Genomic DNA, 25,316 nt, shown 5'->3' with positions numbered 1-25,316 from the left:
ACCCGCATAGCCCGATCGCTGCTCCTGCTGGCGCTGCTTGCGGTGATCGGCGCCGGTCGGGCCCGAGCCGAGGAACCGAAGCTCGTTCTGTTGGAGGACCCGACGCTGAACGTCACTCGCTTGCACTATCCCCTGCTCATCTCCGAAGGACGCGGCTACCGCATTCGCTGCAGTGTTCAGGCGGACGAGGAAGCAGTGATCCGCGGACTGGGCTTAGTAACCGTCCCGTCGCAAATGCTGAGCGCCGTCGACAATGCGGTCATCGCGGCCGACCCAGCCGCCAATCCGCTGTTGTGCCCATCCGACGAGCACTACCCGATCAAGGTCTTTGCGCATGATAGCGGCAGCGGGCTCGTCTACTACCTGCAGTTCCCGACCGATTTCGGGTCAACATCCTTTTCCGACCAACTCTACATTCCCGGCTGCGCGCCGTTGGTCGAAGGGTTAAAGCTCAACCTCAATCAGGCGATCGAGGCCGACCCCACCCCTTTCTTTGCCGGAAAGGTCCATACCATCGCATGCCTGGCGGGCCCGCCGCTTGTCGGACGGCCGACGACCTTTGCCAGTTGGTGCATCAAGAACGACCTTGATCCTGCCCAGCAGACGACGGTCGAGGAGCTGCTCGAGCTGACACCCGGCGGTGCCTCCGCGTTGGGCAATCCGGCGGCGTGCGCAAGCGCGCAGGACTTTCTCGCGTCGAGCACGACGCTCGACCTTGCCGGGCGACGGCTGACAAATCTCGAGCCACTGGCGACACTTACCCATCTGACGCGCCTGACCTTGTCCGGCAATGAAATAGCCGACACGCGCGATCTGGAAAAGCTGACCAAGCTTACCTTTCTCGATCTGTCGCGAAACAGGATCAGCAACATCAACGTGACTGGCGTGATGAAGGATTTGGCCGACGCCGACCTCAGTTCCAACCAGATCGCCGACCTGCGGCCGCTCGCCTCGGCGCGGGCGCTGACGCGACTGGTTCTGGCCAGCAACAAGATCGCCGACGTGTCGCCGTTGCGGTTTCTGCAAGAGCTCACGGCGCTCGACCTGTCGAAAAACCGCGTCACGGATGCGCGCGCCTTGATGGGCCTTACCGAACTCACCTCTCTTAACCTGCGCGCGAACCGTCTGGCCACGGTGCAGTCCGTCAGCGCCATCCTGCCATTCAAGCCTTCGCTGGACGGCAATCCGGTCTGCATCAGTCGACCGGAGCAATCGACCGCGGCCACCGGGAAAATTTTCGAAGCCTGCATCACGGCGATCAAGGAGGGAGACGTGGTGCTGGCAAACATGCAGACCGGCAAATGCCTGGCAGTTTCCGAGGGGCGCCTCGACACCAACGCGCCGGCCGTACAGTTCAACTGCGACGGCGACCAGTGGCGCCGCTGGAAGCTGGTCGAGACGAATGACGGTTTTCAGTTACAGAACGTGCGGACCGGAAAATGCCTGACGATTGCCGGCGGTGTCAGCACCGACAACAACATCCCGGCCCTTCAATTCGACTGCGACCGAGATCCGTCGCGGCGCTGGAAGCTGACCGCAACCGGCGACGGCTTCCAGGCTGAAAACATGCAGACGAGCAAATGCCTGACCATTGCCGGCGGGGTGAGCACCGATGACAACGTCCCTGCCCTCCAATTCAATTGCGACCGCGATCCGTCGCGGTTCTGGAGCATCCGGGCGGCCGACCCGGAAGTGTTGCTGGTGAACCGGCAAACCGAAAGGTGCCTTTCGGTCGCGGAAGGACGAACCGACAACAATGCACCGACGGTGCAATTCGACTGCGACGGCAGTCAATGGCAGCGCTGGAGGCTGGTCGAGACGGGCGATGGCTTCCAGGTGGCCAACGTCCGGACAAGCAAGTGCCTGACGATTGCCGGCGGAGTCAGTACCGAAGACAACATCCCGGCCTTGCAGTTCAACTGTGACAGCGATCCTTCGCGTCGTTGGAACCTTGTCGAGACGCGCGACGGAGTTCAGGCGGAAAACGTCCAGACAGGCAAGTGCCTGATCATTGCCGGCGGGGTTAGCAACTTGAACAACATCCCGGCCCTTCAGTCCACTTGCGATCGCGAGCCGTCGAGCTTTTGGACCATCAAGACCGCGGACGAGATGTAGCGCTGCCATTGGTTCGGGCTGATTGAGCCGCATCGATCAGCCTGAGCCTCGAAAGGAGAAACCAGATGAACCGCATCGGCCAATCGCTGCTCCTTGTTCTGGTCATGCTCGTGGCCGCCGCCGCCGGCCCGGCCCGCGCGGACGAGCCGAAGGTTGTGCTGTTCGAGGATCCGGCGCTGGAGGCGAACCGGCTGCATTATCCGTTGCTTATCTCCGACGGGCGCGGCTACCGCATCCGCTGCAAGGACCAGGCGGACGAGGAAGCAGTGATCCGCGGACTTGGCTTCGCGACGGTTCCCTCGGAGGTGTTGACCGCCGTCGACAGCGCGATCGTCGCCGCGGATCCGGCCGCCAATCCGCTGCTGTGCCCCTCGGGCGAGACATACCCAATAAAGGTGTTCGCGTACGATAATGGCGGCGGCCTCATCTACTACTTGCAATTTCCCTCAGACTTCGGCGCGACGACATTTTCCGACCGGCTCTACATTCCATCCTGCGCACCGCTGGTCACCGAGTTGAAGCTCAATCTCGACCAGGCGCTGAACGCCGACCCCACGCCGTTCTTCGCCGGCAAGATCCACACCATCACGTGCCTCTCGGGCGCGCCGCTGGTCAACAAGCCGACCACCTTCGCGAAATGGTGCATCAAGGGCGACCGCACGCCGGCTGAAACGGCGACCGTGATGGCGGTGCTCGATTCAACGCCCGGCGGAGTCTCCGCGCTCGGCAACCCGGCCGCCTGCGCCACCGCACAGACCTTCCTGGAATCGATCACGACGCTGAACCTGAGCGGCAAGGGCGTGCAATCACTCGAGCCGATTGCGGTGCTGACGAACCTCACCAGCCTGTCGATCGCCGGCAACAACTCGATCGCCGAACTCGGGCCGCTGGCCAAGCTCAAGACACTGACCTTTCTTGATATTTCCGGCAATCACGTCAGCAACATCAACGCCCTGGCGCCACTGATCGCGCTGACGCGGGCCGACGTCTCCGACAACGACATCACCGACATCCGCGCGCTGTCGGCGCTGGCGTTGCTGACGAACCTCACACTCGACGACAACAAGATCGCCAGCCTTGAGCCGCTGCAATTCCTGCAGGCGCTCTCGATCCTGTCCATCGCCAACAATGGCCTCACGGGCGACATGCTCGATCCGCTCAGCGCGCTCGGCGGCCTGACCAGTCTCAACCTCGCCAACAACAAGATCGAAACCTTCGCCAATCTCGGCAGCTTCCCCTCGACGCTGGCCATCAATCTCAGCGGCAATCCAATCGTGGCGAATGGCGGGCAGAGCTTCGTTGACCTGTGCGTGCTGCACCGCGACGCGGCGACCCCGCTTGGGCAAACCATACGAGCCATGGTCGAACTGGAGGGTGGCGGGACGTGCTTGGTGGTCGGCAACAAGCTGCTGGCGACCACCGCACTCGATTTGTCGTCGAAGATCGTCAGCGATCTGCGTCCGCTCGCCACCTTACCGCAACTCACCTCGCTCAACCTGTCCAACAATGCCATCACGGACGTCTCGCCGCTTGCCGGCCTGACCAATCTCGGCACACTCAACCTGTCGAAGAATTCGATCGCCAATGTCAGACCGCTGGCAGCGCTGTCGGGCCTGATCAGTCTCGATCTTTCCGACAATCCCGTGCAGGCGAGCGACTTCCTGTCGGCATGCCTGATGCGGAACCAGACCGACTTTCTAACGCCCGCGCAAACCGCGGAAGTGAACGCGCTGCTATCGATCTCGGGCAAGACTGTTTGCGGCAGAGCCTATGACGATCTCAGTTCGCGCCAGTTCGCCGATGCGAAGAACCGCGGGTTGACCAGCGTCTCGCTCTTCCCGGTGATGGGAAATCTGACCTCCATCGACCTGTCCGACAACCAGTTGTCCGACGTCTCGGCGCTGTCGGCGGTACCGGGGCTGACGAAGCTTTGGATCCGCAACAACCAGATCCCCTCGATCCAGGGCATCCTCCAGCTGCGCCGCCTCGAACAACTGAACATCGACGGCAATCCCCTGTCGAACCTGATCGGCATCGGAATGCTCAACAAGCTGACAAAGCTCTATTTCTCGAACACACACGTACAATCCGTGACGCCGTTGGCAGACCTGCCGCTGCTCGAGGATGCCGGCATGCGCAATCTGCCACTGCAATACGCCAGCTTCGCTGAATACTGCATCGTCTACCGGTTCGATTCTATTGCGCTCGGCGACGCCCGCGGCTTCATGGCGGCGCTCGACAGCCGCATGCAGGCCGACCACGTCGACAGCGCAGATTGCAGTGCAGCGCAGAACTGGGCGCAGTCACTGACCAGCCTGACTCTGAACAAGAAATCGATCATCGCCGTCAACCCGGTGGTCCATTTCCGGGCGCTGGGCGAACTTAACCTCTTCGACAATGTGATCACCGACGCGTCGCCGATCGCTTCGCTGACAGGACTTCAGAAACTGAACCTCGCCACCAACCGGCTATCCGCGATCCCGCGCTTCGGATCGAGCGGGCTCAAATACATCTACCTGAACGACAACCAGATCACCAATGTCGGCAATCTATCGAACATGCCGGCGTTGTCGGATATCGATCTGCGCAACAACCGGGTCTTCGATGCGCTGCCGCTTGGCTCGCTTCCGGCGCTGTCAGTCGTCGATCTGAGAGGCAATCGGATCGAGAACTTCGCTAGCGTCCATCCGGTGATCGGAAAGACCTATCTGGGCAACAATCCGGTCTGCTCCTTCCCGCAGCCGCTCCTCCCTCAAGTCGCCGAAGCCTGCAACCGCGAGCCGTGGCGCATCTTCGATGGAAACATTCACTTGCACGACGCGATCGCCGTCCAGCCCTCGGTCATCTGTCCGCGCCCGAACTGCTTACAGCTCATCATCGTGGGTCCGCAAATTCATCAGTAGTGCCTGCATCCGGAGAGGTAGTCCCATGTTCATAAAGACCCTTACCGCCCTCGCAGCCCTGGCCGCTGGCGCCGCAGTACTCGGCTCACCGGCCCGCGCCGAAGACAAATCTGCGACGTCGATTGTGCAGTTGCCCGCTGCGGGCGGCACTGTCACGCAGGAGGAAGGCAGCTTCACGCTGAACAACAATACGGGATCGGCGAACTTCACCGTGCCGCTACCCACCCTGCCGACGCGCGGCCAGTTCGGGCCGCAACTGAGCCTCACCTACAGCCAGTTCGCGGGCGATACCGGCAACGGGCTCGGTATCGGCTGGCAGTTCAATACCCAGGCGATCGCCGTCAATGACGATCTCGGCACGGCCGTGCCCGGCACCAAGCCAGGCGGCGATTTCTTCTCCCGCCTGTCGTATATGGGCGCGCGGCTCATCTTCCTCGGCAACCAGAACGGCGTCTGGGAGTACAAGCCCGAATATGCCGAGGATTTCGTCAAGATCCTCTACCACACTGGCGCGTTCGACGTCCTTTCGCTCGACCTGACGGGCGGCCTACACACCGACACCATCTCCTCCGGTTTCGAGGTGATCAACGCCAACGGAACACGGCTGATCTTCAGCGGCGATTCCTCCGTGGCAGAGGGCAATTTCGATGTAGCCGCGCCCTATGTCACGAAATGGCCCCTGGTGCTGCAGCTCAATGCCAACCGCGAAGCCATCCGCTACGAGTACCAGCGTTTCGGTGGACGCAGCTACCTGACAAAGGCCAGCTTCGCCGGCGGTCAGAGCAGCTATCAGTTCGAGCTGATCGAGACGCAATCGACGCTCGTAAGCCACACCAATGGCAGCAAACAGGAGAACGCCCGGCTCTACGGCAAGGTGACGGCCAAGTTCAAAGACACCGTCTACGCCCAATGGTGCATGGGATATGTCGGCCGTGATACCAGTGACACGTCGAAGTTCGTCGTCCGGGCGCATCCGGACTGCCTGGCGAAGGCTCAGGCCGACCTCACGCCGCTCATCGACGCGCAGTCGGTCAATGTGCTCGACCAGCTGCGCGTGCTCTACCGGTATGGTGACACCGGCGGCGAGGCGCTGGCGCAATCGACGCTGAAGTTCCCGGACATCCATTTCGGCTATTCGTCGTGGACAAGCGCCGAACTGGCGTCGCGCCCCGTCGTGTTCGAAGCGCCGAAAATGGCGTTCGCCGGCGACATCCCGCCGCAGAATTTCGAATTGGCCGACCTCAACATGGATGCACTGGTCGACATCGTGCAGACCAAGGATGACGGCGCGACGGTGCATCTCGGAAGCGGCGACCTGAACAGCGCCTTCGGCGACACCAGCCAACTCGTGCTGTCGCGTCCGACCGAGGCTGGACTAATGCGCCAGATCGCCCCCCGGCTCACCGACAATCGCTTCGCTTTTGCCGACATCCTGGGCGACAGCTTCGTCGATATCGTCGAAATCGAAGACGGGCTGATGCACGTCTATGACGGCAAAGCCGACGGGACCTTCCCTTATCTCGGCCGCTCGATCCCGCTGCCCGGCGTCTCGCCAACGACATTCGCGGGCGGCAACGGCCGCTTCGCCGACGTTAATATGGACAGCCTGTCCGACATCGTCACGACGCGCCTCAATGCTGATGGCCGCACGGAATGGCGGATATTTCTCAATCTCACCCGGCGGCAGGCCGATGGGGGTTACAACGTCAATTTCGGAGCGCTTACCAAAGCGTTCCCATTCAACAGTCAGGACGGCCAGATACTCGGCCGCAACAATGTGCGGATGGTCGACATCAATGGCGACCGGCTGCCCGATCTCGTCGTCATCCGCCCGGCTGACCAGGGCTTCTGCCTCTATGAGAACCAGGGCAACATGTTCTCGAAGGACCCGAATGCGCTGCTGTTTGGCGACGCCGCGATCAACGATCCGGTCTGCGGTCACGGCAGCTTCTCGAAGATTGGCGGCATGCAGCCCGGCGATAACCTCGCCACAATGTGGTACATCGACGCCAACGGCGACGGCATCATCGATTTCGCGTCGATGGGCGAGCGCACTGACCAGATGCGCGTCTGGCTCGGCTTCGGCGACGGGACCTACCTGAAGGATCCGCTCAGCATCGCGCTCAATCTGCGGGTTCAACTGGGCGCGTCGACGCAGACCTTCGCTTCGCGCGTCGCAGACATCGACGGCGACGGCCAGAGCGAAATCATCGTGTTCCAGAAGCCGTCCGGCGACGAGGTGAAGCCCGTCGTCGTGATTGACTTCAACCGCACCGACACGGTGCAGTTGGTCAAGGCCAACCTGCTCACGGTCGTCGACTTCGATTCCGGCCGCCGGCACGACATTCGCTATGCGACTTCGATCGACGAGATGCTGCGCGACCGCGCCAACGGCCAGCCGACGCGCAACCTGCATTTTCCCGTTGTCGTTGCCAAGCAACTCGTCACGTCGCAGGGCATACCCGGCCAGGTTCGCGCCCAAGTGCAGACGGACGAATATTTCTACCACAATCCATTTTACGATGTGATCAATCGCCGTTTTATCGGCTTCTCGGACGTCGAGAGGATCGCGTACGGCGACGAGAACGCGGCCGGCCAGCGGGTCACGCAGCGCTCAAGCCTCGATCGCGAACAGTATTACACCTTCGCGGAAACGGCGGCTGACCTGAACCTCGCCGGCAAACTGAAGATCCGCAAGACCTATGAAGTGAAGCCCGAGGCGACGCTCGTCGCGAGCGCGGAGACGACCGAGACGCTCGATCCGTCGGCGGCGGCGCTGCACTCGCTGTCGACCGCCACGCGCACCCAGAAGCTGCCGACGACGGGGATGATGTTGAAGTGCGAGTCGTCGGTTTGGGAGACGTTTTCGCGTGGCGACGGCTCGTCCTATCTCAGAAAGGTCAAGGAGACGCTGACCGGTTCCGCCGGCGACGCCGAACAGCAGGACCCGGCCGATCCCGAATGTAAGGACCCGGTGAAGGTCCAGACGTATGCCGATTTCGACGAATTCAATATGCCCGCCTCGGAAACTGTGCAGGTTCGCGATATCCCGGGACCCGCGGATTTGACCATTCAGGGCTTTAGCCGCACCACCCAGACCGGGTATGCGCAGTCGCGTGCCGATCTCGCCGCGCTCAGCATTGTCAACGCCGCATCCGAGCGCCGTATCCTAACCGGAACGCGACTGCTCAGCCGTGAAAGCTTCACCTATCTAGCCGACGCGGGCGGTCGCATGGGCACCCGGACACTCGAAGTCTTTTCCGGCCTCAGCAACTTGCCGGCGTCGCTCGAGCAGTTCCGCAACGCCACCCGCACCCTCACCAAGAGAATGGGCTATGACGTCTTCGGCAACACCACCGCGCTGTCGGACGACCTTGGGCAGACAGAGGCCGTTCTCTACGAAGAGACCGGCACCTTGCCGATGAGCCACACCAAGATGGCGGGTGGTGCGCCTGAGCTCAACCAGATCACGTCAATGACCTACGACGGGCCACGGGCCGGAGCTGTGCGAACGATGACGACTCCCCTCGGCATGGTCGTCACCAACGACTATGACGCGCTCGGCCGTAGGATCCATGAGGTGGCAGCCGACGGTGCGGAGAAATTCTACAGCTACAAGATCGGCGAGAGCGGCCTGCCCTCACTGATCTTGACATCGAAGCGCCGTTACGCAAGCGCTGCCCAAACTCCGGAAAGCGAGAGCGAATTCATTGCCGAGCTCGCCGCCTACAACGCCCGCGGCAACCAGATCGCCGACCTGGAAAGCGTTGCCGAGGGGGGCGTGCGGGTCCGCAACTTCGCGCTCTACAATCGCAACGAGAAACTGGTCTTCCGCTGGACCCCATTCGTGGTCAGGAGCTTCGGCGGTATCGACGATCTGAACCTGCAGAAGGTCTTCGAGCTGGGCGACGTTCCGCGTCCGGATCACGAAATCGGCAACACATATACCTACGACGCAACGGGCCGCATGGTGCGTGAGTCTTACCCGTCGGGCAAGGTTTCCGAGATGACCTTCGGGCCTTGGGGCACGCACACAATAACGACCTATGCCGATCAGTTCGACGGTACGGTGCGGAGCGAGGAATATTCGCTCAGCAACGAGAACGGGGTGACCGGCTTCATCGCCGCCAATGGCGACGGCGTGATGCAAATTTCCCGCTTCGTGCGCGATTCCTTCGGCTATTTGAGCGAGATTTGGCTGCCGGGCGAAACTGCGCCTCGACGGTTGATCTACAATTCGGTCGGCGACATCGAATTCCAGTCGATCCCCGGAATGGGCGACCGGTACGCCTTCTACGACGCGCGCGGGCGGCAATCAGCGATCGCGCGCGTCGGCGTGAACGGCGAAGCTTCCGTGCAGACGTCCACCTACGACTTCCTTAACCGCAAGCTCACAGAGGTTGACGACGGTGTCCTCCATCTCGAATACAGCTACGACCGGGGCGTCGAGATAGCCTCTGCGGCCGGGTTCGAAGTGCCGATCGCGTTGCCGCTCGATAAAATAACCGAGGTCATCATCCACGATCCCAACGGCCTGTTCGATGCGGCCGAACGCTACGCCTACAACGCGAACGGCCGCATGACCGCCAACGAGGTGGAGATCAACCACGCAAAGTATGCCGATCGCTTCCATCACACGCTTGATGGCCGGATCGATTCATCGATCGGCCCACGCGGCCTGACGTCGAAATTCGCGCTTGGACCGGACAAGAATCTCCGCTCCGTGACGGTATCCCATCCGGACTTCGCCGGCCCGCAGAAAGTGATCGAGAACATCACGTACAATCCGGAAGGACGGGTCGAGCGCGTCAACTACCGGCTCGGCGCCTTCACGCAGATGACCTACGATCCGACGACGCTGTTCCTGACGCATATCGTCTCGCAAGCGGGAGGCGTTCCGCTGCAGGACTTGACCATGGCTTTCAACTCGAACGGCTCCATCACACAGATCGTCGATGCGCTGGGCAGTGGCGCCGGCGACGCGACCCATGTCGACCGTTCCGGCACCTTTCACTATGACTTCAAGAACGAGCTCGTGAGTATCGATCGCTATGGCAAACATGCCGAATTCGGCTATTCGCCTGCCGGCACCTTCGCCCGCAATGACGAGCTCGATCCCGGAGCACGGATTGTCCCGGCGGCAGCCAGCGCGACCGGCCTCATTCCGACCGGCAGCGCGTCCAAGCCATATGGTTTCGATGGCTTCGGCCAGCTGGCGACGTCGCCGAACCTTACCGGCACTGTCTTTGACATCAACGGCCGGCTCATCCGAGCGCAAACCGCGACCAACGACGTCTTCTACGGCTACGACCAGACCGGTCGACGCCTATACAAGAAGATTGTCGCTCCGGACGGATCGAAGCCAGACCAGCTTTATCTCTATCCAGTGGAGACATTCGAGGTCGGCCCAAAGGGCGAAGAGAGCTATGTCAACATTGCCTCGACCAAGTTGGTGCGGCTCGAGCACGGCACCGGTAAATGGTTCTATTACCTCAAGGATCATATCGAGAGCAGCGACTATGTGATCGCCTCGGGCGGCGCCCCGGTCGAGCAAATGCTCTATCGGGCATACGGAACCGAGCACAAGCCAGAAGTACTGGCTCCTGCCTGGGCCGATCACTTGACAGACATTTCGGGCGAGTTGCCGCGCGAAAAAACCCACCATCGGTTCACCGGCAAATATCTCGACGACGATACCGGGCTCTACTACTTCGGTGCCCGCTACTACGATCCGGCCCTTGGCCGCTTCGTGTCACCCGACCCGCTGTATGTCGGCGATCCTGAGCGCTGCACCGGCAACCCCACATCATGCAATCTCTTCGCCTATGCCAACAATAATCCGATGGCCTATATCGACCCGACAGGTCTCAAGGAGATCGTGGCCGGCGATGCCGCCTATCGGCGGCAAGTTGAGGAGGATATCCAACGCACAGACCCGACTGCCCGAGTCGACAGCAAGACCGGCGAAGTTTCGCAAAGCTGGCTCCACGGGGCCTGGCTCGACGTCAAGGACTTCTTCGTACCCGGTACCGGGATGGATACAGGGCGCGAACTCACCAAGAGGATTGTCGACAGCCCAGAAACGGTGACGATCCAGAACGTGGCCGGCCGCACCGGAACCGATCTCGCCGATCATACGAAGGATCCGACGACGACACCGGGAGGGGCGGTCATCTCTTACGATCCGGCGGCAGCCCGTATCCGCACGTCGAGCGAGTTCGACAAATCGACCGGCACGGTCGCGACAAACCCGGCCGATCCTGGCATCGTGCTCGCCCATGAGCAGATCCACGCCTCCCACATCCAGGCGGGACAGATTTCCGGCATGGGTCCAGCCACCTACAACGGGCTTGATGGAAAGCCACATACCTCCATGGACGAGGAAGCGCGGACCGTCGGTGTCGGCGGAACGCCGCGGCCTGACGACATAACGGAGAACCAATTGCGCGACATGCTCGGTATCAAGCCGCGCAACCACTACAACTGATTCGCGGCAACGCAGAAGGACGGAGGCATGACATGCGTAACTTCCCTCTCTCTACGGCAGCGCTGGCCGGGCTGGCGATGCTCATCACTGCGGCGGCCCTCGCTCAATCCATGAACCCGCAGATGAAGGAGCCGCAAGCGATGCCACTCGATTTCCTGACCTGGATCGATCGTGACGCAGACTGGCTGCAGAAGCAAATTGCCGCACTTGGCGGGTCGGGAAAGCTCACCATCGATGGCGGCATTCTGGAGACGACCGACCTTGATACGTTGAAGGCAGCCAATCGCATTCGTGCCTTTGCCTACCTCGCGACCAAGGGGCTGAGGCCTCCCTATTTCGATCTGACGATCGCTGCGGGTGACGCGACGAAGCGGTGCGTCACGCAATTCCCCCGCAGCATTGCTCCAGGCATCGGTCCCATGGATTTCGCAAGGAAGAGTTTCCCGGCGGACGCTGCCGACCAAACCGAACTGAAATCCTGCACGGTCGCAGGTCAGGGTAAAGACTATGCCGGGCTTGACCGGGCGACCTTTCGAGATCGCTACTTCGATGCATCAGGCACATTGAAGCCGGAATTTCGCAACCTCGGCGACGATCCCGCTTTCAGAGCCAAGGCGATCGACGAGGGCTTCTTCCTGGCGACGGAGGATTATAGCGGGCTGTTGCAGCTGGACCTGCGGTAGGCCAGCCGCGAGGTAGCAAGCAACACCTGGCGCCGACGAAACGCTAGACTTGTATTGTCCACGTGCTTTGTGGGGCCGACCAGCGCCAGCACCAGGCGGGGCCGGTCCTTGTCGCCTTCTCCGCGCCCTCCCGGTGTGCCAATGCCAGAGATAGGAATATCGGAAGACCTGTGCGACCTTGGACTTTGGTTTTGGCTCAGAGAGCTCGTCGTGAGATGGTCGAGACTGGGCTCCATGCGGAGACTTCGACCGCAGCGATATCGTCCTTGTTGAGCTCCGCTATCAACTCGACCCGCCTATCGCGCTTCAACAGCCGGACAAAAACCTCGTAGGCCAGCAGCACGGTGCGTGCGATGACGACCGGATTGCGGACGGAGGTATCTTCATAAGCGCCGAAGTTTTTCTCGAGAGGGCGGCGGCGGTGACGGTGGCGGTCATCGGCGTCACGGGTTTAACCCGGAATAGAGGCGCTTTTCGCGCTTTCCGCGAGTGCCTGGCGCCAACCAAATGGAAACGAGCCCGTGACAAGGCTGCTTGCAAGATCCAGCTGAAATCGCGGCGAGACGGGCTGAAGCCGTCTACGCGCTCAACTGCTTGCCGTCCTTCGACCGCCGGGATCTAGCCGGAGTTTTGACCGACGACGACCACGCCGGCTCGCTCACAAAAACAACAAGGCCCACTCCCGGGCCTTGTCGTATCACCTCTGCTGTCGGCCCTGCCCTCAGTTTCCCATCATCTGCTTGGCATTTTCCGGCGTGATCGCGGTCGTGTCCACCGTAACCGTCGGCTCCACCGACGAAGCACACTCAAGCAGGATCTTTTTCGACATCTCGATCGCTTCCTTGGCGCCGGTCGGGTAGGTGAAGGTTGCCGCCCAGTCGCCCTTGGCCACGGCCTCGATGCCGCCGGCCGGACCCGGCAGGCCATCGGTGCCGATGATCTTGACCTGCTTGCCCGCGCCCTTGGCTGCGAGCAGCGCACCCGCCGCCATCATGTCGTTCGAGGCATAGAGCACCTTGATGTCCGGGTGCGCTTGCAGCATGGCGGAAAAGGCGGTCTGAGCTTTGTCGGGCACCCAGTCGGCGGCCTGCTCGGCCACCACTTGGATTTTGGCATTCTCCTTCACACCGTCCTTGAAGCCGTTGAGCCGCTCCACCGCTGGCGTCGAACTCGGCAGGCCTTCAAGCACCGCCGCCTCGCCGCCTTCCGGGAGCAGGGTCTTTGCGGTGTATTTGCCCGCTTCGAGCGCGATCTTGTAATTGTCGCCGCCGATGAAGGCGGTGTAGTCCTTGCCGGGGTCGCCTACCGTTTTGCGGTCTAGTTCGATGACGGGAATGCCGGCATCCAGCGCGCGCTTCACCGCCGGGGTCATGGGTGCTGCCTCGAAGGGCGAGATCAACAGCAGATCAACTTTCTGGGTTATGAAGTTGTCGACCTGCGAGGTCTGCGTGTTGACGTTGCCGGCGCCGTCGGCGATCTGTAGCGTGAACTGCGGCACATCCTTGACCGCCGCGGTCAGCTCGTCATTGACATGCTGGCGGTAGGGCTCGGCATTGTTCGCCTGCGAAAAGCCGATGATGAACTGGCCGTCCTTGGCGCAGGCCTTGACCATCGGGTCGGCCGCTTGGGCAGCACCCGCCATGCACAGGCAAGAGCCTGCCAGAAAGGCGACCTGCAGGGCGCGCCTCGATCCTTTTTCCATCGTTGTCATGCTTGCTCTCCTCCTCGTCGGGCCTATGGCCAGACCTTGGTTTCATGGTCTTCCAAATGCTGCCGCCGGCCTCCTATCGTCCCAAACCCTCGCGGCGGCGAACGAGGGATTGAAGCACTGCCGCCACAACGATGATCGCGGCGGTCGCGAGCAGCTGCATGGCGGGGGTAATGTTGTTGAGCTGAAGGATGTTGGCGAGCGCGCCGAGCATGATGGTGCCGGCAACGGTGCCGACCATCGAGCCGGCGCCGCCGAACAGGCTGGTGCCGCCGATGACCACGGCCGCGATGGCCGTGAGCTCATAGCCCATACCGTCATTGGCGCTGCCGAAGTTGAACTGACCCGCATGCACGATGCCGGCAAGGGCGGCGGCAAATCCGGTAATGGCATAGACCGAGATCTTGACCATAGAGACAGGAACGCCCGAAATGCGCGCCGCTCGCTCGTTGCCGCCGACGGCAAAGACATAGCGGCCGAAGCGCGTGGTATTCAGTACCAGGGTAGCAATAGCGGCGAAGACGATGAAGACGATGGTCGCCACCGGCACTGTGTTGTTGAACAGGCGCTCGCCCAGTACCGCGAAGACAGGTGGCGCCAGGCCGGGCCCCTCGCCATAGGAAATATTAATGTACTGGTTGCCGGAAACGACCAGCGCGAGACCCCGCGCCGCCTGCAGGCCGGCGAGCGTGACGATGAACGGCTCAAGCCGAAAGCGGCTGGAAATGGTGCCCTGGATCACGCCGAAGACGGTGCCCATTACCAGCACCGCGAGAATGGTCGGGATAAGCCCGAAGCCGCCGGAGATCATCATCGTCGCGGTGACGACGCTGGAGAGACCAAGCACTGCCCCCACCGAAAGGTCGATGCCGGCGGTGATAATGACGAAGGTCATGCCGATGGCGATAATGCCGGTCTCCGACACGGCGCGCACGATGTTGGCCATGTTGTCGGGCGCAAGGAATAGTATCTCGCCATGGCGCCTGGGCGAGAAGATGACGCCGCCGATCGCCACCAGCACCAGGCCGATCAAGCTCTGGAAGCGCACGATCAGCGCGAGTGGATCGCGATGCTTTGCGGCCGGTGCGGCTAGCACCGGACCGCTCGCAACCGAAATCTTCCGTTCGGACATCACGCCTCCCTGCCATTTGCCGCTGCCATCACGGTGTGCTCGTCAACGCCACCGGTGAATTCCGCTACATTGCGCCCCTGGCGCAGCACTACGATGCGGTCGCACAGGCCAATCAGCTCCGGCATTTCGCTGGAGGCAACTAGGATGCCCAGGCCTTGTGCAGCCAACTGCCGCAGCCGCTGATAGATCTCGCCCTTGGCGCCGACATCGACGCCGCGCGTCGGCTCGTCGAGCAGCAAGAGCCGGGGATTGCCAAGTATCTCCTTGGCCAGCACCACCTTCTGCTGGTTGCCGCCGGACAGCGCGCCGACCGCGATGTCGGGATTCTTCGGCCGAATGTCGAACTGGCCGAACGATTGTTTCACCGCCTCGGCCTGGCGGCCCGGCGACATCAGTCCGCCCGGCGATATTCGCCGGATCACCGACATGACGAGGTTGAGGCCAACCGCCATCCTCAGCATTAGGCCACTGCCACGGCGGTCGTCGGTGACGAAGGCGATGCCGGCAAGGCGCGCGGCTCTGATCGAATCAAGCTTGATCGGACGGCCGGAAATGACCACGCCGCCCTCCCATTGGCCGGAAAGGCCGGTGCCGTAAAGCGCGCTCAGGAGCTCGGTGCGCCCTGCCCCCATGATGCCGGCCAGCCCGACGATCTCGCCTTCATGCACCTCGAGTGAAAGCCCTGTCGGGGCCTGCCAGCCGGCGCTTTCGCGCGCTAGCCGGAAGCTGGCATTGCGCAGGCTGAGCAGAGCCCGGCCGACGGCCGTGGTGCGCTGGGGATAGAGTTCGTCCAGTGGGCGCCCGACGAGCAGCCGCACCAGTTCGGCCTGCGGTGTGTGCGGATCGGTGATGCCGGCTACACGTCCGTCCCGCATCACCGTCACCCGGTCCGCGATCTGCGGCACTTCCTCCAGACGGTGGGAGATATAGACGATGCCGACGCCACTGGCGGCGAGCTTGCGCATGATGTCGAACAGCCTCTCGACCTCGCCCACCGTTAAGGCCGCCGTCGGCTCGTCCATGATCAAGACCCGCGTCGCATAGGACAACGCTTTGACGATCGCAACGACCTGGCGTTGCCCTATCGAGAGGTCGCCGACTAGCCCAGCGGGATCGATAGCCAGTTCGATAGCTTCCAGACGCTTGCGAGCTTCGCGGCGCATCCCCGCCACATCGAGCAGTCCGCCCGAGCGCATCAATTCGCGGCCAAGGAAGAGGTTTGACGCCACATCGAGCGTTGGAACGAGATCAAGCTCCTGAAAAATGGTCGCAATTCCGGCCGTCTGCGCCTCGCGCGGGTTGTTGAACCGCACCGGCTTGCCGTCAATCTGGATTGTACCTTCGTCGGGTGCGTAAACTCCCGACAGCAGATTCATCAATGTCGATTTGCCGGCGCCGTTCTCGCCCAGCAGGGCGTGGATCTCGCCTGGCTTGAGATCGAAATCGACACCGCGTAGTGCCTGAACGCCGCCGAAGCGTTTCACGGCCCCTGTCACCGATAGAAGCGGCGCGCTCATGCCGGCCTCCCGCAGGATTGACGGGCATGCAGCGTCGCCTGAAGCCGCACCGAGCGGGGCTCTGTATCCGTTGATGCAATTCGGGCGCTAAGCAGCGATGCGGCCTGCCGCCCGATTTCGGCGCAAGGCTGCGCAATAAGGGTCAGTTGCGGCTCAAAACAATCGGCCCATTCGAAGTCGTCAAAGCCGACAAGTGAAAGATCCCGAGGTATTTCGAGACCTTTTTCGCGAACCGCTCGGACCGCTCCGATCGTCGCCATATTGTTGCCGGTGACCAAGGCCGTAGGCGGCGAAGGCAACGACAACATCGCGCGGGTCGATGCCGTAGCGCTCGCCGTGTCGACGTTCCCTGGCTGCAGATATTCCGACACGTAGGCAAGTCCGTTAGCCATCAAAGCTGACTTGAACGCATCGATACGTTCGCGAGTCGTAGCAAGGCCCGGCTGCCCTGCAATGAACCCAATCCGCTGATGGCCGAAGGATGCGACGTGATCGATAAGAGCGCGCATCGCAGATTGGTTCTCAACGCCGATCTGGTCAAATCGTTCGTCGGCAAACCGGTCGATCAGAACGCAGGGAACCATTTTCTCGGCAAGGTAATTGGTGGCTCGCTCTGGGGCACCCGAGGGCGCCAAAATAACGCCGTCAACACGTCGTTGATGGAAGGCGCGAACGACCGCAAGCTCCCGATCAGGATCGTCCTGCGTGTCGGAAAGGAAAACCATGAGGCCAAGACGCGCGCATTCCGCTTCCACGGCACAGATGATGTCAGTGAAATACGGGTTCGAGATCGCCGAAATCGCCAAGCCGACGCTGTTGGTTGAAGCGACCTTGAGGGAACGCGCCAGCCCATTGGGCTGATATCCAAGCAAAGCAATCGCTTCGTTAATGGCTCTCGATTTCGCAGGCGAGACAAAGCGCGTGCGGTTGATCACATGTGACACCGTTGAGACCGACACCCCGGCACGACGGGCTACCTCAACCATCGTTGCCATTGCGGCTCAAACGGAGTGCTACTCGCAAGCGCTCCTCCCTGATGTTGCGCTTTAAACCCGCTCTGTCCTGGCGGATACAATAACCATAGTGCCATCGAAACGTTTGCGCAATCGATTCGATAGTCGTTTTGATCTGATTAGACTAATGTTGTCTGGAATGGAGCAAAGCAGACATACGACGTCCGCTCGCTTACCACCCGAACTTTGTGGGCACGTTTAGGAACGGTGCGCGAGCAGATACCAACCCGTCGGAAAGATCACGGTCCCGAGAGACGCTTCAATCTGGCGTCACGCGCCTTATCGGCTCGCTGGCGGCACTGGCGGGACATCGTCGGCTATCTCCTGCCTGAGCCTTGGTCCTTTGCTGAGCCGGCGACCGAGCGCATCGACGAAATTGTCGTAGCGCTGCAAGCCCTTGGCGCGCGCCTCCGCTTGCGCCGATTCCGGCAAGGCTGGAGTCGAGTTGAGCCAAAACCGGACGAACAATGCTAGCGTCTCAATAGCAATTCCGACGTCCCGCTCGACCCGCTGCACGCGTCGATCGATCTGGTCGAGGCGGCGAGTGATCGCCGCTTGCTTTCGTTCTTCGGCATCAGGCGACAGGAACGACGCGAGCGCAGCCTCGGCGACCAGTGACAGCGAGACCTCGCGCCGCCCAGCGTAATCCGCCAGTGCCCTCATTATGTCAGGGTCGAGATAGGCAGACAGACGTCTTTTCTTGGCGTTCTTCATGCGCTCAAAGCTCAATGCCATCATTGGGGTCAAGGGCGGCCTGACGAGCTGCGCGTCTCATGGCTTGATCGACACTGCGGCGACGAACGGCGTCATCATCGGGCTCGTCCCTGTCGAGGTCGAACTCATCGTCGCAGCGTGCCGTTCGTTCCGGCGCGATGTCTTCGTGTTCGGGAAGCTCGGGCTGGCGGCGAATGCCGCCATTGGCCGGATCCTCGTCCTGCTGATCCCTGGCAAGCCTCAGCTTGCGAGATTTGCCTTCCGGCCCAGCAAGAAGTGTCGTGTCGGTCCAGTCGTCAGGGCGAGCGTTCTGCGTTGTCCCTCCGGTCCTTGGTGGCGGCAAGACACGCTCGGCAAGACGCGGGTCGGCAAAGTAGCGTGCCTTCTTCGCACGGATTGGGAACTGGCCCGAGATCATAATGATCGCCTCGGTCGGCGGCAGTTGCATGATCTCGCCCGGCGTCATCAGTGCACGCGCCGTTTCCTGCCGCGACACCATCAGATGCCCGAGCCAGGGCGACAATCTGTGCCCCGCATAGTTCTTCATGGCGCGCAACTCGGTCGCGGTCCCCAGAGAGTCTGAGACGCGCTTGGCCGTCCTTTCGTCATTGGTGGCGAAGCTCACCCGCACATGACAATTGTCGAGGATGGAATTGTTCGGTCCGTAGGCCTTCTCGATCTGATTGAGCGATTGTGCAATCAGGAACGACTTGATGCCATACCCGGCCATGAAGGCCAGCGCGCTTTCGAAGAAATCGAGCCTGCCGAGCGCGGGAAACTCGTCCAGCAGCATCAAAAGACGCTGCCGGTGATCCTTCGCGTGAAGATCTTCGGCGAGCCTGCGGCCGATCTGGTTAAGCACGAGTCGCATCAGCGGCTTTGTGCGACTGATGTCCGATGGCGGTACGACCAGATAAAGCGTCGTCGGCCGTGCCTCCTCGACAAGGTCTGCCATCCGCCAGTCACAGCATGACGTCACCTTGGCCACAACTGGATCGCGGTAGAGGCCCAGAAAACTCATGGCTGTCGAGAGCACGCCGGAACGCTCGTTCTCGGACTTGTTAAGCAGTTCCCGAGCAGCCGACGCCACGACGGGATGCGGGCCTGCATCACCCAAATGCCGCGTCAGCATCATGGCGCGCAGCGTTGCCTCGATTGGCCGCTCTGGATCGGAAAGGAAGTTCGCCACGCCTGCGAGGGTCTTGTCTTTCTCCGCATAGAGCACGTGCAGTATTGCGCCGACCAGCAACGCATGGCTGGTCTTCTCCCAGTGGTTGCGGCGTTCCAATGTGCCTTCTGGGTCGACCAGGACATCCGCCACGTTCTGCACATCTCGAACTTCCCACTCGCCCCGTCGCACCTCCAGCAGAGGATTGTAGGCTGCTGATCCAGCATTGGTCGGGTCGAACAGAAGCACGTGGCCGAAACGGGCCCGCCATCCGGCCGTCAGTTCCCAGTTTTCGCCTTTGATGTCGTGGACGATTGCCGAACCCGGCCAGGTCAGTAGTGACGGCACCACCAGGCCGACGCCTTTGCCGCTTCGGGTCGGTGCGAAACATAGCACGTGTTCCGGACCGTCGTGGCGCAGATAGTGTCGGCCCAACATACCCAGGATCAGCCCATCCTGACCGATCATCCCAGCGGCCTTGATTTCGTCTCGCGTCGCCCAGCGCGCCGAGCCGTAAGTCGTGGTGTCCTTTGCCTCGCGCCCCCGCCACAGCGACATCCCGATCGCTGCGACGATAGCCATGAGGCTTCCGCTCGCCGCAATCGCCGCGCCCTCCAGGAAGACCTTCGGCGCGTAGGCGTCGTAGAAAAACCACCACCAGAAAAAGGCTGGCGGCGGATAAACGGGCTGTCCAGCCAATTCGAACCACGGCGGACCGAGTTGGCTTTGAAAGCCGAGCCGCCCTGCCGTCCACTGTGTTGCTCCCCATGTCGTCGCGACGACGATCAGAAAGGCGGTGAGTATCTGGCCCCATAAAACCTTGCTTGCCGGCATCGATCGTTTCCCAAATGGATGATCGGAACAACCGAAAAGCTCGAATTCCTAAATCCGCAAGAAGAAAGGGGCGGTCGAAGCAGCATGGCGTACCCGGACGTGGAAAGACTTGCCCGATGCGGGCTCGAATGTTGAACGAGCATCGGGGGGCTGCTTTCTTCTGGAGCCGTTGAGCCGCTACTTTGCCCAATGATAATTAGTTGTCTCGGCTCAGATGGCATTTGACGAGATGGACGGGTTCTTGGAGAACCGCGGATTGCCCACGACCAAATGAACAAGAGCCCTCAGCGGCGCGCCGAGCCGGAGAACGCTCTAGTCCCGGCAAGTGGTGGTCAGCCGGAATTGCCGTTCTGCTGAGCTCGAATCTTACCGCCTCCCTGATCGGTAGCGCGATAGATCCAGAGCCGACTCGATGAGCAGACCCATCAAGTCTGTTCAATTTTGTTAATCAATTCAGTCACATCAACTATTGCCATGGACTTTCGTTGGAACTGTTGCGCGCGCCGGCCTCACGGGTCGCGGAATCTATTGGGCCGCACCAAAGTTCCAGATGTCCCGATGCAGGCGCCACGTCCCGTCGTCCCCTTTTTTCCAAACGACAATGTACTTGCCCGCAACGGTGGAAGGGGCACCGCCTTTGCTCGGCACACCGAGCGTAAATGCGCCAACTTCGTAGGCGAGATTCCCGCTCTCTTCCACTTCCAGCGCCTTCAGGGTGAGATTCTTCATCCCGGCCTTGATTGCGCCCTGCCAGAATTCTTCCACGCCCTTGCGGTCATCGACGCGTTTGCCGTCGGGTGGCAGCAGGGCGGCATCGTCGGTATACATTTGACCTACCGCTGCTGCGTTTCCGCTGTTGAAGGCGTCCATGAATTTTACCAACGCCGCTTCGATGTCCTCACGAGCCGAGTGGGCGGCCGCAGACAATGCAGACGAAAGAAGCAGCACAGCAGCAAATGCAAATGACTGAACCAGTCTCATTTCGTCCTCCCTTGCGTGCCCGACATGCCCACCCGATGAATAGCGCCGACCCAAGGGCGCCGCGGCGCGTTCGATGGCCAGGCGCGTATTTTATTAGACTTATCTGATATGACGGCGCAAGCGCAACTGCGACCCTCGGAATGACCAGCGTAGCAGCTGCCGGAGAACTTCAAAGCGGCGGCTACCGCCTCACTGCCCTCCTCGTCTCGACGAAAGAGTTCGTTCGAATGATGCTTTTCCGTGGCTTTGCTCGCAAGTTTTCGTCAGCCAGCACAGGGCCTCCTCTTACGGTCGCTGGTCGTCAAGGCCCAGCGGCCACTAGCTGACAGTCCCCCCCGTAGCCAAGCCGCTGGGCCCCTCGACGTGGGGAACGAGCATTGGAGACGATGTCGCGCTTTCCGTTACAGCCCGAAGGCGGGTGACAGATGACCGCGTCAGCCTCTCCACTCCGAGCTACGATTTCACGCATTCGATCAGGCACAGCTCTCTCGGGCACCAAGCATGAGTCAGCTCCCGAATGAGCAGGTGCCGCCCAGTTCGGCTTCGGCCCTTGCGCGCGCAAAGTATTGGGCGAGATCGATCGGCAGTCCGATCGGCAAATTGGGGCAGCGATGGCGAGAATGAATGCCAGGAACTTCCCTTCGGTGCCGCTTCGTCGATCTGTTTGCCGAGAAGACGCGCGCTGCGTGCCGCCCCCCATACCGCAGAGAACTCACTTCAGGTCACACACACACGACGCCACCGAGATCCTGCATCACTTTTCTACTCCGACGCCGCCACGTCACCAAGATCAGTCGCGAGCGTGATCGCGGCTATCAAATCGGGATCGCGCACCGGAGTGCTCTATGAGTGAGCCCCGAACGGCGCGCTCGAGCAATCCGGCTCGACGTAAGGCGGGCCATCCGTGCCGGCCTCGTGACTAAGACGGGCGAATGGCGGTTCCTGGACTCACCTTTTTGGTCTGAAGTCGCTTCCTTGAGCCGGTGGCGGAGTTCTTGCTTGATCGACCTCAGCACTATTTTAGAATCGGTTTTCGGAAAATTTGTCTTGTGGCATCAATTTTCATGGGATAGGATCATTTTTCATAGGTTTTGCCGACTAAACCAAAATTCAATGGAAGGATTCGCGTTTCATGCCTGCGGTGCAACAGCACCAATTTTCAGGTCCTGTTACCGTTTTTCAGGAAATCCGCCTTCCTGAAACGGCGACCCCGGCCGGGTACAGCGCCCTGATCGGAGCCTACAGGCTCGCCGCGCCCTTGCCCCGTAGGTTGTTCGCCACTGGCGAGCATCATCGCATTACCGAACGGGATGGCTGGCGGATCATGACCCCCCGCCATGCCCCAAATCCTACCCTCGAAGGCCACCTGACCTTTGCGCTCAAGTACGAGGGACTGGACCTTGCCGTCCTCAAGCGGCTGTTCCAAGTGACCGGTCCCGCGCCGATCGAGGCGCTGGTCCGTGAAAGCCCGACCGGCAGTTATGCCCGCCGCATCTGGTTTTTATATGAATGGCTGAGGGACGCGCGTATCGATCTGCCGGACGCGGAGGCCGGACGATACATTCCGGTTGTCGATCCCGAGCTGCAGTGGCCCGGACCCGACAAGACCGCTTCGCGCTATCGCGTAAGGGACAATCTCCCCGGCACGCGTGAGTTCTGCCCTCTGGTGTTCCGCACCAAGATTCTCGAAAAATTCATCGGCCTTGAACTACCGCGGCGCGCGGAGGCAATCGTAGCGGACGTGCCGCGCGACCTCCTTGCTCGGACCGCCGCCTTTCTTTTGCTCAAAGACTCGCGATCAAGCTATGCGATCGAGGGCGAGCACCCGCCGCAAGATCGCATCCAGCGCTGGGGCCGCGCCATCGGCGAAGCCGGCCGCTGGCCGATCGATCGCGATGAGCTGCTGCGTCTGCAAAGAATTGTACTTGGTGACGCTCGTTTCGTAAGACTTGGCTTCCGAAAAGAAGGAGGTTTCGTCGGGGAGCATGATCGAGACAACGGTACGCCCTTGCCCGATCACATCAGCGCTCGGCCCGAGGACCTGCCGCGGCTAATCGATGGAATGGCGGCGTTCGATCAGGGCCCCGCGCAAAAGCTTGATGCAGTCGTAGCCGCCGCAATCCTCGCCTTCGGCTTTGTCTATATTCACCCGTTCGAGGACGGAAACGGCCGCATTCACCGCTACCTAATCCACCACGTCCTTGCCATGCGCGGCTTCAATCCGCCGGGAGTGGTCTTTCCCGTCTCGGCCGCGATCCTGGACCAGATCAACGAGTACAGGGGCGTGCTCGAGAGCTATTCGCAGCGCCTTCTGCCGTTGGTGGAATGGGAACCGACGCCGCAATTCAACGTCCGGGTGCTGAATGACACCGGTGATTTCTACCGGTTCTTCGATGCAACCCCGCACGCCGAATTCCTCTATGCTTGCGTTCAGCGGACGATCGAACGGGACCTTCCCGAGGAAACCGCATTTCTGCAGCGCTACGATCAGTTCCGGCAGCAGGTGGACGCCTTTATCGACATGCCCGAGCGGTTGACCGATCTGCTCTTCCGTTTTCTTCACCAGAATGATGGCCATCTATCGAACCGCGCGCGCGAGAAGGAATTCGCCGCGCTGACCAGTGACGAGGCAGGAAGAATCGAGGCGATCTACGCGCAAACCTTTGGTGCCCATTGAAGGTGTGATCATCAGGATCGATTTTTAGTCCGACGCTTTGCGATTCCCTTGTCCTTGCCTTCATCTCCGACGCTTGACTTGTCGCCGAGACATGCACGATTTTTTCCGCACGGTCTGACCGGCCGCCGATCAGCCGCGGCCAGAACGCGCTTGACAAACCGGAGCGGTCCCGTCCAACCTCACGCATTCACCAGGGGAGTCCCGGCAAGGGGCTGAGATACTGCTGGCTTTCGCGGCGCAGTGACCCGTTGAACCTGATCCAGTTCATACTGGCGTAGGGACGGTGCAAGCGCTTTGCGGGAGTTCACGCCCGAGGTCCTGTTTCGGCAGGTCGACAGAAGCGTCTTTTCATCCTTCCGGCACAGAACTGGGTCTCCAATGCACGAGCAAAGGAGCCTCAAGATGAATGCCCTCACCCCCGCCGTGTCGACGGGACCGCTGCCTGCCTCACGCAAAATCCACAAGCCCGGTGCCATCCACCCGCAGATCAGGGTGCCGATGCGCGAAATCTCCGTCCATCCGACGGCAGGCGAGCCGCCGGTGACCGCTTACGATCCGTCCGGCCCCTATACCGACCCGACTGTCGAAACCAGCATCGAAAACGGCCTTGCACGGCTTCGCCATGAATGGGTCACCGCGCGCGGCGATGTCGAAGCCTATGACGGCCGCCACGTCCGGCCAGAAGACAATGGGTTTGCGGCGGGCGAGCGCCTAACACCGGAATTTCCAGTCCGCAACCGGCCACTCCGGGCCCAGACCGGCAACGCGGTGACACAGCTTGCCTATGCGCGCGCTGGCATCATCACGCCCGAAATGGAGTTCGTCGCCATCCGCGAGAACCTTGGTCGCGAGATCCTGCACGGCAAGCTTGAGCGCGACGGCGAGGCCTTCGGCGCGGCGATCCCCGACTTCGTCACGCCTGAATTCGTCCGCCACGAGGTGGCGCGCGGACGGGCGATCATTCCCGCCAACATCAACCATCCCGAGAGTGAGCCGATGATCATCGGCCGCAATTTCCTGGTTAAGATCAACGCCAATATCGGTAACTCCGCCGTCACATCGTCGATGGCTGAAGAGGTCGAAAAGATGGTGTGGGCGATCCGCTGGGGCGCCGACACGGTGATGGATCTGTCGACCGGCCGCAACATCCACAACATCCGCGAATGGATCGTCCGCAACTCGCCGGTGCCGATCGGCACGGTGCCGCTCTACCAGGCGCTCGAGAAAGTCGGCGGCATTGCCGAGGATCTTACCTGGGAGGTTTACCGCGACACGCTGATCGAACAGGCCGAACAGGGGGTCGACTATTTCACCATCCACGCCGGCGTGCGGCTGCATTACATCCCGCTGACCGTTGACCGGGTCACGGGTATCGTCTCGCGCG

General features: G+C 61.3%; 13 protein-coding genes and 1 riboswitch. Of the genes, 6 read left to right on the top strand and 7 right to left on the bottom strand.

The features are described from left to right. The first annotated feature begins 42 nt into the window (after nt 1–42). The 4 genes from NKI41_RS24085 (at nt 43) to NKI41_RS24070 (ending at nt 12,188) form a co-directional block, all read left to right on the top strand. The gene (locus NKI41_RS24085) at nt 43–2,115 is read left to right on the top strand and encodes an RICIN domain-containing protein (protein ID WP_352685415.1); all 2,073 of its coding nucleotides are present in this window, start codon (nt 43–45) and stop codon (nt 2,113–2,115) included. Nucleotides 2,116–2,180: 65 nt separating this feature from the next. After that, on the top strand, nt 2,181–5,018 hold the full coding sequence (locus NKI41_RS24080; protein ID WP_352685414.1) for a leucine-rich repeat domain-containing protein: 2,838 nt from the start codon (nt 2,181–2,183) through the stop codon (nt 5,016–5,018). A gap of 25 nt (nt 5,019–5,043) precedes the next feature. Beyond that, on the top strand, nt 5,044–11,505 hold the full coding sequence (locus tag NKI41_RS24075; RefSeq protein WP_352685413.1) for an RHS repeat-associated core domain-containing protein: 6,462 nt from the start codon (nt 5,044–5,046) through the stop codon (nt 11,503–11,505). Between the two features lie 32 nt (nt 11,506–11,537). Then, entirely contained in the window at nt 11,538–12,188 is a 651-nt protein-coding gene (locus NKI41_RS24070; RefSeq protein ID WP_352502906.1) for a hypothetical protein, read from the top strand. A 721-nt stretch (nt 12,189–12,909) separates the two neighbouring features. Here NKI41_RS24070 and NKI41_RS24065 read toward each other — a convergent pair. The 7 genes from NKI41_RS24065 to NKI41_RS24035 form a co-directional block, all read right to left on the bottom strand. Next, nucleotides 12,910–13,899 (bottom strand): substrate-binding domain-containing protein, encoded by a 990-nt coding sequence (locus NKI41_RS24065; RefSeq protein WP_352685412.1) that lies wholly within the window; start codon nt 13,897–13,899, stop codon nt 12,910–12,912. A gap of 73 nt (nt 13,900–13,972) precedes the next feature. Continuing rightward, complete coding sequence (locus NKI41_RS24060) at nt 13,973–15,028, bottom strand: ABC transporter permease (protein WP_352685411.1); 1,056 nt, start codon at nt 15,026–15,028, stop codon at nt 13,973–13,975. Beyond that, nucleotides 15,028–16,545 (bottom strand): sugar ABC transporter ATP-binding protein, encoded by a 1,518-nt coding sequence (locus tag NKI41_RS24055; RefSeq protein WP_352502908.1) that lies wholly within the window; start codon nt 16,543–16,545, stop codon nt 15,028–15,030. The genes NKI41_RS24060 and NKI41_RS24055 overlap by 1 nt, the downstream gene beginning before the upstream one ends. Continuing rightward, complete coding sequence (locus NKI41_RS24050; RefSeq protein WP_352540063.1) at nt 16,542–17,540, bottom strand: LacI family DNA-binding transcriptional regulator; 999 nt, start codon at nt 17,538–17,540, stop codon at nt 16,542–16,544. Before NKI41_RS24050 ends, NKI41_RS24055 begins: the two co-directional genes overlap by 4 nt. 297 nt (nt 17,541–17,837) lie before the next feature. After that, entirely contained in the window at nt 17,838–18,293 is a 456-nt protein-coding gene (locus NKI41_RS24045) for a CopG family transcriptional regulator (RefSeq protein WP_352470524.1), read from the bottom strand. Then, on the bottom strand, nt 18,277–20,274 hold the full coding sequence (locus tag NKI41_RS24040; protein WP_352685410.1) for a conjugal transfer protein TraG: 1,998 nt from the start codon (nt 20,272–20,274) through the stop codon (nt 18,277–18,279). Before NKI41_RS24040 ends, NKI41_RS24045 begins: the two co-directional genes overlap by 17 nt. Before the next feature lie 525 nt (nt 20,275–20,799). After that, nucleotides 20,800–21,255, bottom strand: a complete 456-nt coding sequence (locus tag NKI41_RS24035) for a YybH family protein (protein ID WP_352470526.1) — start codon at nt 21,253–21,255, stop codon at nt 20,800–20,802. Nucleotides 21,256–22,387: 1,132 nt separating this feature from the next. Here NKI41_RS24035 and NKI41_RS24030 point away from each other — a divergent pair. Further along, the gene (locus NKI41_RS24030) at nt 22,388–23,932 is read left to right on the top strand and encodes a Fic family protein (protein WP_352470527.1); all 1,545 of its coding nucleotides are present in this window, start codon (nt 22,388–22,390) and stop codon (nt 23,930–23,932) included. Nucleotides 23,933–24,114: 182 nt separating this feature from the next. Further along, nucleotides 24,115–24,231: riboswitch (TPP riboswitch) on the top strand. 103 nt (nt 24,232–24,334) lie between these two features. Continuing rightward, a partial coding sequence (locus tag NKI41_RS24025) for a phosphomethylpyrimidine synthase ThiC (protein ID WP_352685409.1) occupies nt 24,335–25,316 on the top strand: 982 nt, incomplete at its 3' end.

Origin of the sequence: Mesorhizobium sp. M0601, assembly GCF_040320845.1 — a bacterium.
Classification (GTDB): Bacteria; Pseudomonadota; Alphaproteobacteria; order Rhizobiales; family Rhizobiaceae; genus Mesorhizobium.
The sequence above is the reverse complement of the archived record's forward strand: the minus strand, read 5'-3'. Positions and strand labels throughout refer to the sequence as shown.

What these genes read in the sequence shown, in the direction of transcription:
- NKI41_RS24080 (WP_352685414.1), top strand. Translation starts at nt 2,181, where the DNA reads ATGAACCGCATCGGCCAATCGCTGCTCCTTGTTCTGGTCATGCTCGTG.
- NKI41_RS24075 (WP_352685413.1), top strand. Translation starts at nt 5,044, where the DNA reads ATGTTCATAAAGACCCTTACCGCCCTCGCAGCCCTGGCCGCTGGCGCC.
- NKI41_RS24070 (WP_352502906.1), top strand. Translation starts at nt 11,538, where the DNA reads ATGCGTAACTTCCCTCTCTCTACGGCAGCGCTGGCCGGGCTGGCGATG.
- NKI41_RS24065 (WP_352685412.1), bottom strand. Translation starts at nt 13,899, where the DNA reads ATGACAACGATGGAAAAAGGATCGAGGCGCGCCCTGCAGGTCGCCTTT.
- NKI41_RS24060 (WP_352685411.1), bottom strand. Translation starts at nt 15,028, where the DNA reads ATGTCCGAACGGAAGATTTCGGTTGCGAGCGGTCCGGTGCTAGCCGCA.
- NKI41_RS24055 (WP_352502908.1), bottom strand. Translation starts at nt 16,545, where the DNA reads ATGAGCGCGCCGCTTCTATCGGTGACAGGGGCCGTGAAACGCTTCGGC.
- NKI41_RS24050 (WP_352540063.1), bottom strand. Translation starts at nt 17,540, where the DNA reads ATGGCAACGATGGTTGAGGTAGCCCGTCGTGCCGGGGTGTCGGTCTCA.
- NKI41_RS24045 (WP_352470524.1), bottom strand. Translation starts at nt 18,293, where the DNA reads ATGGCATTGAGCTTTGAGCGCATGAAGAACGCCAAGAAAAGACGTCTG.
- NKI41_RS24040 (WP_352685410.1), bottom strand. Translation starts at nt 20,274, where the DNA reads ATGCCGGCAAGCAAGGTTTTATGGGGCCAGATACTCACCGCCTTTCTG.
- NKI41_RS24035 (WP_352470526.1), bottom strand. Translation starts at nt 21,255, where the DNA reads ATGAGACTGGTTCAGTCATTTGCATTTGCTGCTGTGCTGCTTCTTTCG.
- NKI41_RS24030 (WP_352470527.1), top strand. Translation starts at nt 22,388, where the DNA reads ATGCCTGCGGTGCAACAGCACCAATTTTCAGGTCCTGTTACCGTTTTT.